The sequence below is a fragment of the Paenibacillus sp. QJM3NY_38 genome, from assembly GCF_056173265.1.
This window is the reverse complement of record NZ_CM149665.1, coordinates 2,083,373-2,098,989: the sequence shown is the minus strand read 5'-3', so window position 1 is coordinate 2,098,989 and position 15,617 is coordinate 2,083,373. Positions and strand designations below refer to the sequence as shown.

At 49.8% G+C, this 15,617-nt stretch carries 16 protein-coding genes; all 16 read right to left on the bottom strand.

What is annotated here, in order from left to right; translation table 11 throughout:
* Window positions 1-198: 198 nt before the first annotated feature.
* Complete coding sequence (glyS, locus tag AC0VZ8_RS09180) at window positions 199-2,274, bottom strand: glycine--tRNA ligase subunit beta (protein WP_475486685.1); 2,076 nt, start codon at window positions 2,272-2,274, stop codon at window positions 199-201.
* On the bottom strand, window positions 2,267-3,154 hold the full coding sequence (gene glyQ / locus AC0VZ8_RS09175; protein WP_071223067.1) for a glycine--tRNA ligase subunit alpha: 888 nt from the start codon (window positions 3,152-3,154) through the stop codon (window positions 2,267-2,269). The genes glyS and glyQ overlap by 8 nt, the downstream gene beginning before the upstream one ends.
* Window positions 3,155-3,523: 369 nt before the next feature.
* Window positions 3,524-4,279: a DNA repair protein RecO gene (gene recO / locus AC0VZ8_RS09170; protein ID WP_071222944.1), complete on the bottom strand. Its 756-nt coding sequence runs from the start codon at window positions 4,277-4,279 to the stop codon at window positions 3,524-3,526.
* 36 nt (window positions 4,280-4,315) lie between these two features.
* Complete coding sequence (locus tag AC0VZ8_RS09165) at window positions 4,316-4,456, bottom strand: YqzL family protein (protein ID WP_074961956.1); 141 nt, start codon at window positions 4,454-4,456, stop codon at window positions 4,316-4,318.
* Window positions 4,457-4,594: 138 nt separating this feature from the next.
* Entirely contained in the window at window positions 4,595-5,497 is a 903-nt protein-coding gene (gene era, locus AC0VZ8_RS09160; RefSeq protein WP_475486684.1) for a GTPase Era, read from the bottom strand.
* Between the two features lie 77 nt (window positions 5,498-5,574).
* The gene (gene cdd, locus AC0VZ8_RS09155; protein ID WP_071222942.1) at window positions 5,575-5,982 is read right to left on the bottom strand and encodes a cytidine deaminase; all 408 of its coding nucleotides are present in this window, start codon (window positions 5,980-5,982) and stop codon (window positions 5,575-5,577) included.
* 19 nt (window positions 5,983-6,001) lie between these two features.
* Window positions 6,002-6,385, bottom strand: a complete 384-nt coding sequence (locus AC0VZ8_RS09150; RefSeq protein WP_071222941.1) for a diacylglycerol kinase family protein — start codon at window positions 6,383-6,385, stop codon at window positions 6,002-6,004.
* A complete protein-coding gene (ybeY, locus tag AC0VZ8_RS09145) occupies window positions 6,385-6,882 on the bottom strand; it encodes an rRNA maturation RNase YbeY (RefSeq protein ID WP_071222940.1) in 498 nt (165 codons plus the stop codon). The genes AC0VZ8_RS09150 and ybeY overlap by 1 nt, the downstream gene beginning before the upstream one ends.
* Before the next feature lie 2 nt (window positions 6,883-6,884).
* Complete coding sequence (locus tag AC0VZ8_RS09140; protein ID WP_071222939.1) at window positions 6,885-9,185, bottom strand: HD family phosphohydrolase; 2,301 nt, start codon at window positions 9,183-9,185, stop codon at window positions 6,885-6,887.
* 14 nt (window positions 9,186-9,199) lie between these two features.
* Window positions 9,200-10,171 (bottom strand): PhoH family protein, encoded by a 972-nt coding sequence (locus AC0VZ8_RS09135; protein ID WP_475486683.1) that lies wholly within the window; start codon window positions 10,169-10,171, stop codon window positions 9,200-9,202.
* A gap of 6 nt (window positions 10,172-10,177) precedes the next feature.
* Window positions 10,178-11,371, bottom strand: coding sequence for a sporulation protein YqfD (gene yqfD, locus AC0VZ8_RS09130; RefSeq protein ID WP_475486682.1), 1,194 nt, complete (start codon window positions 11,369-11,371; stop codon window positions 10,178-10,180).
* A complete protein-coding gene (yqfC, locus tag AC0VZ8_RS09125) occupies window positions 11,368-11,661 on the bottom strand; it encodes a sporulation protein YqfC (protein WP_071222936.1) in 294 nt (97 codons plus the stop codon). The genes yqfD and yqfC overlap by 4 nt, the downstream gene beginning before the upstream one ends.
* A gap of 194 nt (window positions 11,662-11,855) precedes the next feature.
* On the bottom strand, window positions 11,856-12,434 hold the full coding sequence (locus AC0VZ8_RS09120) for a hypothetical protein (RefSeq protein ID WP_475486681.1): 579 nt from the start codon (window positions 12,432-12,434) through the stop codon (window positions 11,856-11,858).
* 18 nt (window positions 12,435-12,452) lie between these two features.
* Window positions 12,453-13,454 (bottom strand): flotillin-like protein FloA, encoded by a 1,002-nt coding sequence (floA, locus tag AC0VZ8_RS09115; RefSeq protein ID WP_475486680.1) that lies wholly within the window; start codon window positions 13,452-13,454, stop codon window positions 12,453-12,455.
* A 94-nt stretch (window positions 13,455-13,548) separates the two neighbouring features.
* A complete protein-coding gene (locus AC0VZ8_RS09110; protein WP_475486679.1) occupies window positions 13,549-14,910 on the bottom strand; it encodes an NfeD family protein in 1,362 nt (453 codons plus the stop codon).
* Window positions 14,911-15,170: 260 nt separating this feature from the next.
* The gene (locus tag AC0VZ8_RS09105; protein ID WP_006209020.1) at window positions 15,171-15,611 is read right to left on the bottom strand and encodes a GatB/YqeY domain-containing protein; all 441 of its coding nucleotides are present in this window, start codon (window positions 15,609-15,611) and stop codon (window positions 15,171-15,173) included.
* Window positions 15,612-15,617: the final 6 nt, after the last annotated feature.

Sequence of the window (15,617 nt, the reverse complement as noted above, 5' to 3'; positions counted from 1 at the left end):
GTATAGCGGAAGTTTATCTTGCGAGATAAGGATGGTAAGCCTCTGAAGCTTATACTTTCATATCTCTTCAAATAACAATGACCCAGCACTTGCTTGATTCAGGCCGTTCATAGCGAAAGCGCCATCCCGTGCATAACCGCGGGCTGTCGCTTTCACTGAACAATGCATTATAACATTAGTAAAATCATGCTGTCACTACTACCACACCAATTTCGTAAAATCGGCGTATCGCTTCAAATCTCCATCGATACCGGAGAGCAGTGCGAGACGATTGGCCCGAACCGCTTCGTCCTCTGCCATGACCATAACGGAGTCGAAGAATCCGGTAATCGGTTCTTTGAGTCCACCCAGCAAGGACAATGAACGTTCGCCGTCAGCAGCTTGCAGCGCGGCATGATAATCTTCGCGAATCGCGTTCCAAGCTTCGTACAGCTTGCCTTCTTCCGTTTCCGTAAACAATTCTGGATTGACAGCAGCCTTGCCGGCCTTGGCAGCCAAATTGCTGACCCGGTTGAAGGATTCTACCGTCGTTTTGAAGTCTTCGACATGATCGACAGCATTCATCAGCGCATGACCGCGGGATACAACCGACACCACGTGATCAAATCCTGCGGTAATTACGGCATCCACCACATCATAACGCTGATCTTCGGACAGAAGCTTCTTCACGCGAAGTCCGAAGAACTCTTTAAGGTCCTTGCGGATTTCGTCCGTCGAGCGTTTCAATACGCGAATGTTCTCGTGAACCTCCAGGGCCACACCGAAGACATCCGATAACGTCACCGGGAGTTTGTGCTCCAGGATGATCTGAACGATGCCCGCCGCCTGACGGCGCAGCGCGTAAGGGTCCTGGGAGCCTGTCGGAATGATGCCGATGGAGAAGCAGCCCACGATCGTGTCGATTTTATCCGCAATGCTCACGATGGATCCGACCGAGGTGGAAGGCACCGCGTCACCGGCGAACCGAGGCTGGTAATGCTCAAACACCGCTTTGGCCACCTGCTCCTTTTCACCGGCTTTTCTTGCGTAATCCTCACCCATTACACCCTGCAGTTCAGGGAATTCGTAAACCATCTGGGTCACCAGATCGAATTTGCAAATATCGGCCGCACGGCTCACGGAATCTGCATCGTCAGCCGAAATGCTAAGCTTCGCGGACAACTGATCGGAAATCCGGTGGATTCTGCGGACTTTATCGCCGATAGTCCCCAGTTCCTCATGGAACACGATGCTCTCCAGCTTCGATAAGGCGTCTTTGATCTGAAGCTTCTGATCTTCCTCATAGAAGAATTTCGCGTCCGACAAACGGGCTCGCAGCACCTTCTCATTCCCTCTAGCGATAACGTCCAGGGAACGGCTGTCCCCGCTGCGCACCGTGACAAAGAACGGAAGCAATTGTCCCTGCTTATCCAGCACAGGGAAGTACCGCTGATGCTCACGCATGGAAGTAATCAATACTTCCTGCGGAATATGAAGGAATGAGGAGTCGAATGATCCGTACAGTACGGTTGGCGTCTCAACCAGGAATAATACCTCTTCAAGCAAATCATCCTTGATGGCGATATTCCAATCTTTCTCTTGGGCCAATGCCTGGATCTGCGACACAATCATCTCCTGGCGTTCATTCACGTCCACGATGACATGCTGTTCGCGTAATACGTCGCGATAAGCCGATGCCTCAGGAATAACGGCTTCTCCGCCAAGGAAACGATGTCCACGGGTCACGTTCCCAGCTTTCACGCCCGTAATTTCCAGTTCTATGGTCTCACTGCCGAGCAGAGCGACCATCCACTTAATCGGACGAACGAATTTAAATTCGTGCGCGCCCCAGCGCATATTTTTCGGGAAGGTCATCGAAGTCAAAATGCCAAGAAGTCCTTCAGGCAGGATCGACTTCGTATCCACCCCGACGCTGTTTTTCGTCACATAGATATACTCTACCCCGCCGAGCTCCTTAAACGTAAAACTCTCGGGATCAACGCCCTGGCTTTTTGCAAAACCAAGCGCTGCCTTGCTCCACTGTCCGCTATCATCCAACGCGATCTTGCGGGAAGGCCCCTTCACTTCCTCGCTGACGTCTTCTTGTTTATCCGCAACATTCTGTACCCATACCGCCAAGCGACGCGGCGTAGCATATGCCGTTACTTCTCCATGCCCGATTCTGGAAGCATCCAGCCATTTGACCAATTTGTCCTGAAGCTGTCCCATCGCGGCGCGCAGAAATCTCGCCGGGACTTCTTCCAGACCGATTTCAAACAATAAATCCTTAGACATGGTCTGCGCCCCCTTTCTTAATCAGCGGGAAGCCCAGCTTCTCGCGCTCTTCCAAATACGTGGCTGCAACCTGACGAGCCAGGTTTCGCACGCGCATAATGTATCCCGTTCTCTCCGTTACGCTGATCGCGCCTCTGGCATCCAGCAGGTTAAACGTGTGGGAGCATTTTAGTACATAGTCGTACGCCGGGAATACTAAATTTTGGTTCATCGCTTTATTCGCTTCTTCTTCATACATGTTAAACAGCGTAAACAGCATTTTAACGTCGGACACTTCAAAAGTGTATTTTGAATGCTCGAATTCCGGCTGATGGAATACGTCTCCATAGGTGATGCCGTCTACCCATTCCAGATCAAACACATTCTCTTTATCCTGGATATAGGATGCAAGCCGCTCCATTCCGTAGGTAATCTCTACAGCGACTGGACTTGCATCGATGCCGCCAACCTGCTGGAAGTACGTAAACTGCGTAATTTCCATACCATCCAGCCAAACTTCCCAGCCAAGGCCCCATGCACCAAGCGTCGGCGCTTCCCAATTGTCCTCAACAAAACGGATGTCATGATCGAGCGGATTGATGCCAAGACGCTTCAAGCTCTCCAAATAAAGCTCTTGAATATTGTCCGGTGAAGGTTTCAAAATGACCTGAAATTGGTGATGCTGATACAGACGGTTCGGGTTCTCTCCATAACGGCCGTCAGCCGGGCGACGGGAAGGCTCCACATAAGCCACATTCCAGGGCTCGGGTCCGATCGAACGCAAATACGTCATCGGGTTCATTGTACCTGCACCCTTTTCCGTGTCATACGGCTGCACAATGATACAATTCTGTTCCGCCCAAAATTGCTGCAGCGTCAAAATCATCTGCTGGAAATTCATGATTTTTAGCTCCTTTACATTCTTTTTCAAATTCATTCCAACATACATATCGATTCTCTGTACAACAAAAAGCTCTCGCCCTACGCCTGTTGTACAGACATAGGGACGAGAGCTGTAGCTTCCCGCGGTTCCACCCTACTTGGCCCTGCTGCGTCGCAGACATTATCTTAGTCTTCAGCGATCAGCAAAACCCACTTTATCGTTTCATCATGCTCCCGGGTGCCCTGTTCATGAATATCTCCTACCAGGCTTCCACCACCCCCGGCTCGCTTTCACGGATCGATTATTCACTACTTTCCCGTTCAATGCATGTCAGTATTCAAAAAACTAATAAACTGATAAATATAATACCTCATTCTATACCTTACGTCAAATATCATACTTGTCCATTTGATCCAAAAAATTTTGCGATTTCAAACGCAGCCCAAGCTGCATATCCATCAAAGCACGCATGACCTTTTTGAGCTCGGCCTTCGTTTCGTCCTTCACATCCACATTGCCCAGCCGTCTTAAATCCAGCCGTCCAAACAGGCGCAGCAGCTTCAGCGTTCTGGGCGAGATCGCCGTTGCCGGCGGATCCAGATGTTTGCAGTAACGGCACAGGACGCCGCCAAGGCGGGGGCTCACCAGCATATCCTCGTCTTTTCTGGATTGATTGCATGAAATGCAAACATCCAGCTCCGGCCCGTACCCTGCCGCCTGCAAAATTTTCATCTCATACAGATTGATGATAATTTGGGGATCCTTATCCTCCTGAAGGGCTTCCAGGCAGGCCTTAAGCTGATGAAACCAAAAAGCGCCCGTCTCCTCATCCTGCAGCACCCGATCCAAGAGCTCGCAGGCATAAGAAGCATAGGCGGCTTTGATAAGATCCTCCCTGAGCCCGTGGTGAGATTCCATAATCTCACCGGCGTTCAAGTTGCCGAGCCCGGTACCATTCCGGAAGAACACATATTCTCCATAAGTAAACAGCTGCGTCAGAGCAGCATGACGGCTTTTCACCTTCTTGGCTCCTCTGACCAGCACGCCTACCTTGCCCGATTCTTTGGTGCAAAGTGTAATGATTTTGTTCCCTTCACCGTAGTCCATGCTGCGGATGACGATCCCTTCCGCCCGATATAGCATGCGCTTTCCCCCAACCATTCCTGGAACAACCAATGATTACTCGTCTTCTTCATGCGGGGCCGCCTCATCTTCAACGGATGCAGCTGTAAGAACCGACTCACCCTCGGTTTCCTTATACAGCAAATACGCATCGACATCTCCAGTCATCGCAAAATACTTCCACGAAAAATCTCGCATTCGTATTCATCCTCTCTTCGGAAATGGCGTTTCGCATCTACGAAAATTAGGATGTGCGCCTAGAGCAGATTTATGAAATGCAATTGTTGGCAGGCGGCTGCCGTGTATGATTTCCCTCCGATTTGCACAGCGGCTCTATTATTCCCCGCGGTGAAATCCGAGATCGCGAAGTACGCGTTCTTGGTTACGCCAATCTTTTTTAACTTTAACCCAGAGCTCCAAGAAAATCTTGGACCCCAGCAGTCTTTGAATGTCCTGACGGGCTTGTCTGCCAACCTCTTTTAACAGAGCACCCTGCTTGCCGATAATGATACCTTTTTGGGAGTCGCGTTCCACAAAAATCACGGCTGAAATATATACGGTTCCGTTCTCTTCCACCCGCATATCCTCAATCGTAACCGCAATGGAGTGAGGAACTTCCTCTCTTGTCATGTGCAAAATTTTCTCGCGAATCAGCTCTGCGCACACGAACTGCTCCGGATGATCCGTCACTTGGTCTTCAGGATAATACTGCGGGCCTGGAGGCAAGTATTTCTGAATTTGTTCAAGGAGCGTGTCGACATTGTTGCCCAGCTTGGCGGAAATCGGGACGATCTCTGTAAAATCATGCAGCTTCCGATACTGCTCAATCAGAGGGAGCAGAGCGGGCGGCTCAATCTTATCGATTTTGTTCATGACCAGGATGATCGGAGTCTTGATTTTCTGCAATTGCTCGGCGATGTAACGGTCTCCCCCGCCGATGCCCTCGGATGCGTCTACCAGAAACAACGCGGCTTCAACCTCGCCCAGCGTGCTTAAAGCGGTCTGGTTCATGTAATCCCCAAGCTTGGATTGACGTTTATGAATGCCCGGTGTATCCAGAAAAACCACTTGGGATTCGTTGGTCGTATAGACGCCATGTATTTTATTTCTTGTTGTTTGCGGTTTGTCCGACATGATGGCAATCTTTTGACCGATCACCTGGTTCATCAGTGTTGATTTCCCTACATTCGGTCTTCCGATAATAGCCACAAACCCGGATTTAAATTGTTTTTTTTGCATACCATTCCTCCGCTACTGTTCCTGTATCTACATGTTGTTGTTTTTAAACCTTAGTTCGATCCTGTTCAATTGCAAACTTACTGTTTGTTTAAATCCCAAGGACCAAACGCGCCCGGCAGCAGTTCACTGACGGTCGTTTCCTTGATGTCACCCTTCATATTCCCCATGATCACCTTCATATCGGGTTTGCACAGCTCCACCAGCACTTGCCGGCATACCCCACACGGCGTACACGGGCCATCTGTATCGGCAACGATGGCAATCGCCTGGAAGCTCCCTGCTTCATGGCCATCGGCAATCGCACGAAACAATGCCGTGCGTTCAGCGCAATTGGTAGGACCGTATGCGGCATTCTCTACATTACATCCAAGATGTACCTCTCCGCGCGAATCGAGCAGAGCTGCCCCTACACCAAATGTTGAATAGGGTATGTAAGCTCGCGTACGTGCTTTAATCGCTTCCTGCATTAACAATCCTGCATCCATATCCAGTTCCTCCTATTGTTCAACTTGTCATTGATTGTATCCATTCCCATACCGGTTCATAGAAGACCAGAATGCCGATTACGACGGCAAACACCGCTGCAACTAACGCTGCACCGGCTGCTGTGTCCTTAGCCACCCGAGCTAAAACATGTTCTTCTGGCGAGATCAGATCGATAATGGCCTCTACCGCAGTATTTACCAGCTCCGCGATAAATACGAGGGCAATCGCCAATACCAAAAACAACCAGCTCATTCGGTCCAATTGCAGCAAAGCTGCTGCGATGAATACAATCAAGGCAGCAGCAATGTGGATTTTCATATTGCGTTCCGTTTGTACAGCCGTCAAGATGCCGCGGATCGCGCACCCAAATGCCCTGTATAACGATTGTCTGTGCGGCTTCACTATCTTGTCAATCCTACTTCTGCAAGTACAGCCTCCTGCTTGCCCATCATTTCCGCTTCGCTCGCCTCATCCTGATGATCATATCCGAGCAAATGCAGAAATCCGTGAACAAACAGAAAACCGAGTTCCCGTTCCAAGGAATGACCGTATTCTTCGCTTTGCAGCTTTGCCCGAGGGACCGAGATAATGATATCACCCAGAACATCCGGCACGCTCTCCAGTTCTTCTCCTTCATCAAGCTCATAAATGATCTCGAGCTCATCGTTCGTAATCTCATTCATCGCAAAGGAGAGGACGTCGGTCGGACGATCGATTCCCCGGTACTCCCGGTTCAATTCATGGATCTGTTTATCATCGACAAAGGTCAGATCAACCTCGCCGTCGGAAACGCCTTCAGCCTCTCCGGCCTTCTGAAGAATCACTTCAAGCAAGGCGATCAAATCCTCGCTAATCTGAAAATCCTCTTGTTCATTATTCCATGCCAGCTGCAGGCTCATTCTTATACGCTCCTTCTCTGTTCCTCACTCGTTGCCGATGTCTCGGAAGCGGTCGGGTTATCTCCATTTGGCGCTGTCGGCTTGGGACGCTTCACATCTTCAGGATACTCGATCCGGGAATGGAAAATCCCCATCACCGTCTCCTTTAACGTCTTGGCGATAATATCCAGTTCCTTCATCGTTAAATCGCAATCATTAAACTGATGGTCATCCAGGCGGCCTTTGATGATCTTCTCGATCATCGATTCAACCTGTTCCACCGTCGGTTTACGCAATGAACGAACAGCCGCTTCCACGCTGTCGGCTATGCCGACAATCGCGGATTCCTTGGATTGAGCCTTCGGCCCTGGATAACGGAAATCATCTTCGGTGAAATCCAGTTCTATGCCCTGCTCCTCCGCCTGGCGAACCGCTTTATGATAAAAATAGTGTAAAAACGTTGTGCCATGATGCTGCTCTGCGATATCTCGTATCGGTTTAGGCAGCTTGTACTCCTTGAGCATTTCCACGCCATCCCTTGCGTGTGCAACGATAATGGATTTGCTCAGCTTCGGTTCAATGGAGTCATGCGGGTTCTCCATATTGTTCTGATTCTCGATAAAATAGATCGGACGCTTGGTTTTTCCAATATCATGATAGTAGGATCCGACGCGGCACAGCAGTCCGTTGGCGCCAATCGCTTCTGCCGCCGCTTCGGACAAGTTTCCGACCATGACACTGTGATGATAAGTGCCCGGCGTCTCCGTCAACAGTTTGCGGAGCAGCGGATGGTTCGGGTTCGATAATTCCACCAGCTTCAGTGCCGACAAAATACCGAAGGTGACTTCGAAGAACGGCATTAACCCGATGACCAGGATGGCCGTTAACAATCCGCCCGCGATCGCAAAACCGATCGAATACAGCGTTTCACTCGTGGTCCACGTATCGTTATTGAGCAGCAGCATGATGAACACGATCAGCGCGCCGAAGAGAGATGCCATAATGCCGCCCTTCAGCATGGTTGACCGCTGACTCGCCCGATGGATAGAGAAGATCGCCACGCATGAAGTCACGGCCGCGAATAAACCAAATTGGAAATCAAACAGCTCCCCTTGGACATTCAATATGACACTCGCCATGATGCTGAAAATAATGACGCTGAAATAGGCAAGCGAGATTTCCAGCAGCAGGGTTACCAAAATTGCGCCAATCGCGACGGGTGCAAGATAACCCACATATATCTGGGAATCACTCTGCAGAAATGCTGTCAAATGCATGGTGATCAATGTGATCACATACACCAGTACCAGCATTAACAGCTGCGAGTTGTTGTATTTAAATTTACCGGGATCCGATTGCCGGATGAACATTAGTATGCCGAGGGACAGCAAGATTGATAACAACAAGACCCCTAACTCAGGCCAATAGTTGATATCATCTTTCAGCAATCCGTTTTTACCAAGCAGCTCATACATCTCGGGTGTAATGAGTTGACCCTTAGCCACAAGGATATCCCCTTGTTTAATAAAGACAGGTGCGGTATTCTCGCGTTTTTCAACCCTTGCTTCCTTGGTCGCTACTTCGTCAAGAAATTTGTTTGGGGTGATCGCAAGTCGAGACAGCTCTTGAACAACTTCTCTTGAGGTACGATCGTTCAATCGACTTGTGCTTACCATCTCTGCAACCCGTGCCCGGGCTGTTTGCGCATCAAAGATCTCGTTGAGCATCAGCCTGGATACGATATCCCGGGCGACCGTTTTCATCTCGATAATCTCTTCGGAAGTCAGTCTCGGCAGCTTAATAAAAGTCTCTTCAGGAATCCGATAGGTCTGTTCATCAATGACACGCTGCATTTCTTCAAGCAGCTCTTTGGAGTAAGCTTCATTCGTGCTGTTGGCCGACACGAAGTTTTGCACGAATTCTCGAGCCATCCTCGGAATTTCATTACGATAAATTTCGACCTTTTCGCCAGAGCTGATATCGACGTCCTGATTCAAACGTTCAATGCGGTCAAGGATTTGCGTGACCAGAACGTCATTCCGCAGAGGAACGAGAGGGTAAATCGGCTGGACGTTCTCCGCCGCCGCCTCCTGTGCCTTTAGCGTTGCCTTGCTATCCTCAATTTGCACGGGCGCCACGATATTCTTTTCGCTTTTCGTATTGACCTGTATGTCATAGCGTTCCGGCAAAAGCTTGGATGCTAGACTGATATAAAAGAGTAAAGCAAGCAGCAAAAACAGAATATAGCGTGTTGCCACGCTATATTTCCATCCGCTGTTTTTACCCCATATGGACTTGTCCGTCGATGGTTCTTTGGAGGCCATTGCGACAATCCCCTTTAATCTTGGTTTTCTGCTGCTTTATCATAAGCGACGATGATTTTTTGCACTAAAGAGTGACGTACAACATCCTGTTCGGCAAAATAGACGAATCCGACTTCCTCAATTCCGCTTAATATCGATTTAGCTTCGATAAGTCCTGATTTCTTGCCCCGCGGCAGGTCAATCTGGGTCACGTCCCCTGTGATGACCATCTTCGAGCCGAATCCAAGCCGTGTCAGAAACATCTTCATCTGTTCCGGCGTGGTGTTCTGTGCTTCATCCAAAATAATAAATGAATCATCCAGCGTCCGCCCGCGCATGTAAGCAAGCGGCGCAATTTCAATCAATCCACGCTCCAGCGCCTTGGCCGTTTGATCCGGGCCCATAACATCGTATAAGGCATCGTACAGTGGTCTAAGATAAGGATCAACCTTCTCCTGCAGATCACCCGGCAGGAAGCCCAGACTCTCTCCAGCCTCTACTGCCGGCCTTGTCAGAATGATCCTTTTGACGGAACCTTCCTTCAGGGCGGCAACAGCCAGAACGACAGCCAAGTAGGTTTTCCCTGTTCCGGCAGGACCGATTCCGAATACAACATCCCGCTTTTTGATGGTGGTCACATAGTGCTTCTGACCGATGGTTTTTACACGAATAGGCTTGCCCTTGAAGGTTGTCGTGATTTCGCCCTTGTACAGATCCAGCAATTGATCAGCTCTCAGATCCTTGGCGAGTTCTACAGCATAAAGGATATCACGCTCGGTCAAAATGTAGCCGTTGCGCACAAGCTGGAGCAGCACTTCAAACAGCTGCTGAAGACTCTCCACATTTCGATGTTGTCCACGAATCGTGATGATCGCTTCCCGTGAATCTATCGTCGCAGGAATTTCTTTTTCGATTAATTTAAGAAATGTATCTTGTGGTCCGAATAACGACAGACCTTCTGACGCGCTTTGAAGTAAAATTTGAATGCTGGTCGTTTGCTGTGACAAATAGCCTCATTCTCCTTGATCGTATACTATGGGAAGTTCTTTCGCGATGGTCTCTTCCACCTCAAAAAGCACTTTCATATAAACTTTACCATTCTCTTTCTTATCATGCAAAATTTTTTGGCTTACAAATCTTGAATCGGTCCCATATTTCGCCAAAATATCCCGGCGTGCCCCCTCGATTCCCTCTTTTTTCGCTTCATCCTCGCTTATGGTCCGCTGCACCTCGGTAACCTCCATGATTTTTTCCGTCATCCAGCCCAGCGGAAGCACGCGCGTCCTCCACGTAAGCGGATCATAGAAGGTCAAGGTCTCCTGCTGCGAAAACGGAATATCCCCGTAGCCCCACAGCTGGACGGCCCGATCGCCAAATACGATATACGAACGCTTCTTTCCTTCCCCCGTATACACCTTATGGGTCTTCACCAATGGGATTTCGATATCGTATTCATGCCATACAAGGCCCTTCACTTCCCCTTTGGCTACAATTCGTTCCGAATTTTCCTCGTCCCCAAGGACACCGGAAATCAGAATGTCGCCTTTCTTCACCCGGCTGTTAATCCCTACTTTCGGGACCCCCTTCTCGGCGTAAATATGGGTGATCACAGCGTCCTGCGTACTGATTAGATGCCTCGGGCTCTGGAGCGGCGGTTTCTCCGGTACGGCCGCCTCTACGATCTGGATGCGAATGCGCGTCCCGTTGCGTTCCACCCCTACCCATGAAGTCCCCGGGAGGCGGGCGGTCATATTTCCGGACAGCTTGTCCATCGATTGCAGCTTGAATATCCACTGAAACGGATAAATGCCTTCCAACTTGGCCGCATCAAGAACATCCTCCGAAGCGATCGTTTCATTCCCCTCGACTTCCACGTTCCACACCATCGAGGAAAGCGTGAGCAGGATCATAAAAAACGCAACAATGCCGATAACAAACGCTTTGCGTATCAACAGACGGCGAGCTTTGAAGGGGTATCCGTAACGCCCCTTGATCCGCGTACGGCAGCCTGTCCGTTTTAACAGCGGCCGGAGCCCTTTGAAATCCTTCAGCAGCAGCCTAAGCTCTGCTGAGTGGGCCCCTGTCGGTGTTACATCCCAAACCGGAATCCCCGCCTCCGCCAATGAATTGATGAATGCTTCCACATGCTCACCGCGAACAGCGAGCTTCAAATATCCTCGAAGATGGATCATCGTCGGAATTTTCACGGTTTCTCCCCCGTTCCTATGTATTGAATATGATGAATGGTGCCAATGATGGTCACTTCATGGCTTTGAATAGCCTGAATCGCAAGTCCGGTCCCCGAAATCTCCAAAGAACCCTGCGTTAAAGACAACACAAGTCGTTCCTCGGAAAAATGCCGGACTCCGCGATGATTTTCGATATGCAGCTCTTTATTGCCAATCAGGGTCAACCGCGGCAAATCAAATAACAGGTCCTGTGGCAAATCAAGCATCTCTTGGGTCCATTTCTGCAGCTTGCGGCTGATGCGGGACATATGGAGACTTTCCCCCTTCCTGTACTGTACACCTTATGCCCCAGGAAGCCGTTTTATGAGATCAAAAGTAAAAAGACCGCCCCGTCAAAAAAATCTGACAAGGCGGTCTCCTGCTTCTATGAATCTATGAATTGTATCTTTACGCATATCTTATTCAAGTAATCGGGTCGAATGTCCCTTATGAATCCGCCAAGTTAACGACGAGGATTCATGGGGCGCTTGGCACGCGGAGTTCCCAGAATTTCGGCCCAAACAATGCCGTTTCGAGCTTGTTCTGCAAGAAACGATCCACTGCCCCTGGACTGTTCATGATCTTCATCCCGGCTTTCGACAACCGTTTCAGGTAATGCGATGGTCATCCGGTTCAAATTCGAGTGAATTCGGTTCAAATCCCGCTCCATCATCTCGAGTCTATGATCTATGCTGTCAGGTCGAGACCTCATCTCTTCCTCACGTCTGGCTCGGTCAATCTCTTGATGTTCAAGAGAGTATCCGTTGCCGGTATCCATTTCTTCTTCATCCATCCGCTCGATCCGGGTGCTTTCCTGAACAGGTGCCGGACGGGAGACTTGCGGAGTCGTCTGTACCCGTCTTGCTTCAGGCCGCTGTGGTCGCTGCTGCCCCGGTCTTGCAGGACGATCCCCTTCGCCGCCGAAGGACGGCATACGGGGGTTTTTCCCCTCCTCAGGGTTCTTGCCGCGTCTTCCGAGGGCGGAGATAATGAAGAAGCCTATAACAGCTACAACGTAAAAGTTTTCGATTAACCAGCTCACTATAGGCTCACCTCATCGTTACTTGGTTTTGTTGTCCCCGGAATTGTCATTATTCTCACCCAGTTTACCGAAGGAACCCCTCATCTGCGTGTCGGCTTCGATATTCTTCAGGTTCATATAATCCATCACGCCCAATTGGCCGCTGCGAAGCGCTTCAGCCATAGCCAGCGGAACTTGGGATTCCGATTCCACAACGCGTGCTCTCATCTCTACGACGCGAGCCTTCATCTCTTGCTCTTGGGCTACCGCCATCGCGCGGCGTTCTTCCGCCTTCGCTTGGGCAATACGCTTGTCGGCTTCCGCCTGTTCGGTCTGCAAGTAGGCGCCGATGTTTTTGCCTACATCCACGTCCGCGATATCGATGGACAGAATTTCAAATGCTGTTCCCGCGTCGAGTCCCTTGGACAGAACCGTTCTCGAAATCAGATCCGGATTTTCAAGAACATCTTTATGCGAATTACTGGAACCTACCGTCGTTACGATCCCTTCGCCGACACGAGCAATAATCGTCTCTTCGCCAGCCCCCCCGACCAAACGGTCAATGTTGGCACGAACGGTAACACGAGCCTTAACCTTCACTTCAATACCGTCTCTAGCAACAGCTGCTACAACCGGTGTCTCGATAACACGCGGGTTAACGCTCATCTGAACAGCCTGCAGAACATCGCGTCCTGCCAGGTCAATCGCAGCAGCTCTTTCGAATTCGAGCGGAATATTCGCACGCTGGGCTGCAATCAATGCATTAACCACCCGGTCAACGTTACCGCCTGCGAGATAGTGACTCTCAAGTTGGTTAATATTCAGGCCTAGACCTGCTTTTGTCGCCTTGATGAGCGGATTCACGATCCGGCTCGGCGTTACGCGCCGCAGTCGCATGGCCACCAATGTAATAATCCCGATGCGCACGCCGGAAGCGATCGCCGAGATCCAGAGCATTAACGGGAAGAAACTGAAAAACACGCTTAGCACAATGATCGCGACAACCCCGATTAGTAGTACTGGTATCAAAGAACCATCCATATTTACTTTACCCTCCATTTTTAAAATATTTACGTTTCTCACTTGAACGCTTAAACATTAGCCCATTTAATACTACACAATTCCGTGACGAGGTTCACCCTTTTTCTTCCTCTACGACAATTCTGGTGCCGTCCGTCTTGATGACGCGGACCGGCCGACCGGAATCGATAAACCCTCCAAGGGTAACTACATCAAGGCGTCGCCCCTCAAGCTCCATCGTTCCAGCTGGTCGCAGCGGCGTTATCGATGTGCCGACCAGACCGATAAGTACATCCCGGTCTTCATTCGGAATATACCCTTGCTCTTTGGATAAGCTGTCGCTGAGAATAAACTTCCGCCATATTCCCCGTTCCTTAAATACGAGAGCGACCACGATGATAGCCACCAGAGCACAAGCCGCCCCAATACCTAGGGATAGAGCCACATGAGACGTGCTGTAGGCAGCCATAACAACGCCGGCAATCAAGCTGGCTGATCCTATGATGCCCAGTATCCCGAAGCTTGGCACAAACAGCTCCATCGCCAGCATCACGATACCGATCACAAACAGCAGCCAGTTCTCCCAACCGGCAAATCCTGCGACCTGGTTACCGAAGAAATACAGTACAAATGCGGTCACCCCTAGAATGCCCGGCACACCAAAGCCCGGAACTATCACTTCGATAATGACACCTGCAATACCGATGAAGAGCAGGAGCGCCATGACACCGGGATGCGTTAGGAAGGTAGCCAGCTTCTCTGAAAAGGTCTGCTCCATCCGAAATATGTCCTGCGTGGAGTAGTCCATCCACGTGATAACTTCTTCTGTGCTGTTCGCAATCGTATCCGCATAACCCGTCTTCAGCGCTTCATCATGCGTCAACGATATGATCTCCCCGGGTTGCTTCGTCAAACCGACTTCAGGTAGGTCCATCTTCATCTTGAGATCAGCCATCCCCTTGGCAATCTCCGGATTTCGACCTGAAGCTTCAGCGGCACTCGCCATGCTTGTTTTCCACCAGGAAACCATCTTGGCATCCTCGATCGGATTCCCCCTGGCATCCACCATATAAGCCGCGCCAATCATGCTGCCTTCCGCCATGGCAATCTTGTCTGCGTTCAGCGCAATGTAACTTCCAGCCGATGCGGCATCACCCGTGATGTGAGCCACAATCGGAATATCGCTGGCCTTCATCAAGGATGCAATTTTACCCGCTTGGTCGACCAAGCCTCCCGGCGTATCAATTTCCAGGATGATCAGTCCAGCCGACATCTTCTCGGCTTCCTTAAATCCACGTTCCATGAAGCTGGTTAAGCCGCGCTCGATCTGCTGCTTGACCGGAATGACATACACCGATCCGATGTTAGCAGCCACCGCGGATTTCATCGGACCTACATACATACCGATCGATATCAGCATCATAACGACGGCTGCCGTGAATGTCAGGAATTTGCGGATCCATAACGGTCTGCTCATCTGTTCCCCTCCTTTTCGACGTATTAAGCCATCTGTACCCCTATACTTCGACAAAACGGGTTCAGCGACCTGCCTTTTGCATAAGCATATGTATCTACTTGCCCTCATATGGTAGTTACTACGAATCAGAAACGATTTCGTTTCAAAAAGTATGCCCATCCTTAGAAAAAACCATCGCCAAGAGGCGGTTCATGAATACATCCCCCGGATAAAAAGAAAAAACACCCCTTGAGAAAACAAGGGGTGTTTCACTTATGTTGTTACAGAAATTGTTGAACAACTTGATTGACAAGCTTTCCATCTGCACGCCCTTTAACTTTTGGCATGAGAGCGCTCATTACTTTACCCATCTCGGCTTTTGAAGAAGCACCGGTTTCCTGGATGGTCTGCTGTACAATGACTTTAATTTCTTCTTCAGTAAGCTGTTCCGGGAGGTAGGCGCTTAGGAGCTCAATTTCTGCTTTTGCATCGGCGGCAAGATCGTCGCGTCCCGCTTTTTCAAATTCTTGGAGGGCATCTTTGCGCTGTTTGATTTCACGACTAAAAATATCAAGCACTTCGTTGTCATCCAAACTTCGTTTCAAATCTATTTCAAGATTTTTTATCGTCGAACGAACCATTCGAATCGTTGAGAGTTTGAACTTGTCCTTACTCTTCATCGCTTGCTTCATATCTTCGTTCAATCGTTCGCTAAGATTCATGCTAGT

Coding starts and splice junctions, on each gene's coding strand:
- AC0VZ8_RS09140 (WP_071222939.1), bottom strand. CDS start 9,185: ATGGCCTCCAAAGAACCATCGACGGACAAGTCCATATGGGGTAAAAAC.
- era (WP_475486684.1), bottom strand. CDS start 5,497: ATGCAAAAAAAACAATTTAAATCCGGGTTTGTGGCTATTATCGGAAGA.
- glyS (WP_475486685.1), bottom strand. CDS start 2,274: ATGTCTAAGGATTTATTGTTTGAAATCGGTCTGGAAGAAGTCCCGGCG.
- AC0VZ8_RS09165 (WP_074961956.1), bottom strand. CDS start 4,456: ATGCGAGATTTTTCGTGGAAGTATTTTGCGATGACTGGAGATGTCGAT.
- recO (WP_071222944.1), bottom strand. CDS start 4,279: ATGCTATATCGGGCGGAAGGGATCGTCATCCGCAGCATGGACTACGGT.
- AC0VZ8_RS09105 (WP_006209020.1), bottom strand. CDS start 15,611: ATGAATCTTAGCGAACGATTGAACGAAGATATGAAGCAAGCGATGAAG.
- AC0VZ8_RS09110 (WP_475486679.1), bottom strand. CDS start 14,910: ATGAGCAGACCGTTATGGATCCGCAAATTCCTGACATTCACGGCAGCC.
- floA (WP_475486680.1), bottom strand. CDS start 13,454: ATGGATGGTTCTTTGATACCAGTACTACTAATCGGGGTTGTCGCGATC.
- cdd (WP_071222942.1), bottom strand. CDS start 5,982: ATGGATGCAGGATTGTTAATGCAGGAAGCGATTAAAGCACGTACGCGA.
- yqfC (WP_071222936.1), bottom strand. CDS start 11,661: ATGTCCCGCATCAGCCGCAAGCTGCAGAAATGGACCCAAGAGATGCTT.
- glyQ (WP_071223067.1), bottom strand. CDS start 3,154: ATGAATTTCCAGCAGATGATTTTGACGCTGCAGCAATTTTGGGCGGAA.
- ybeY (WP_071222940.1), bottom strand. CDS start 6,882: ATGAGCCTGCAGCTGGCATGGAATAATGAACAAGAGGATTTTCAGATT.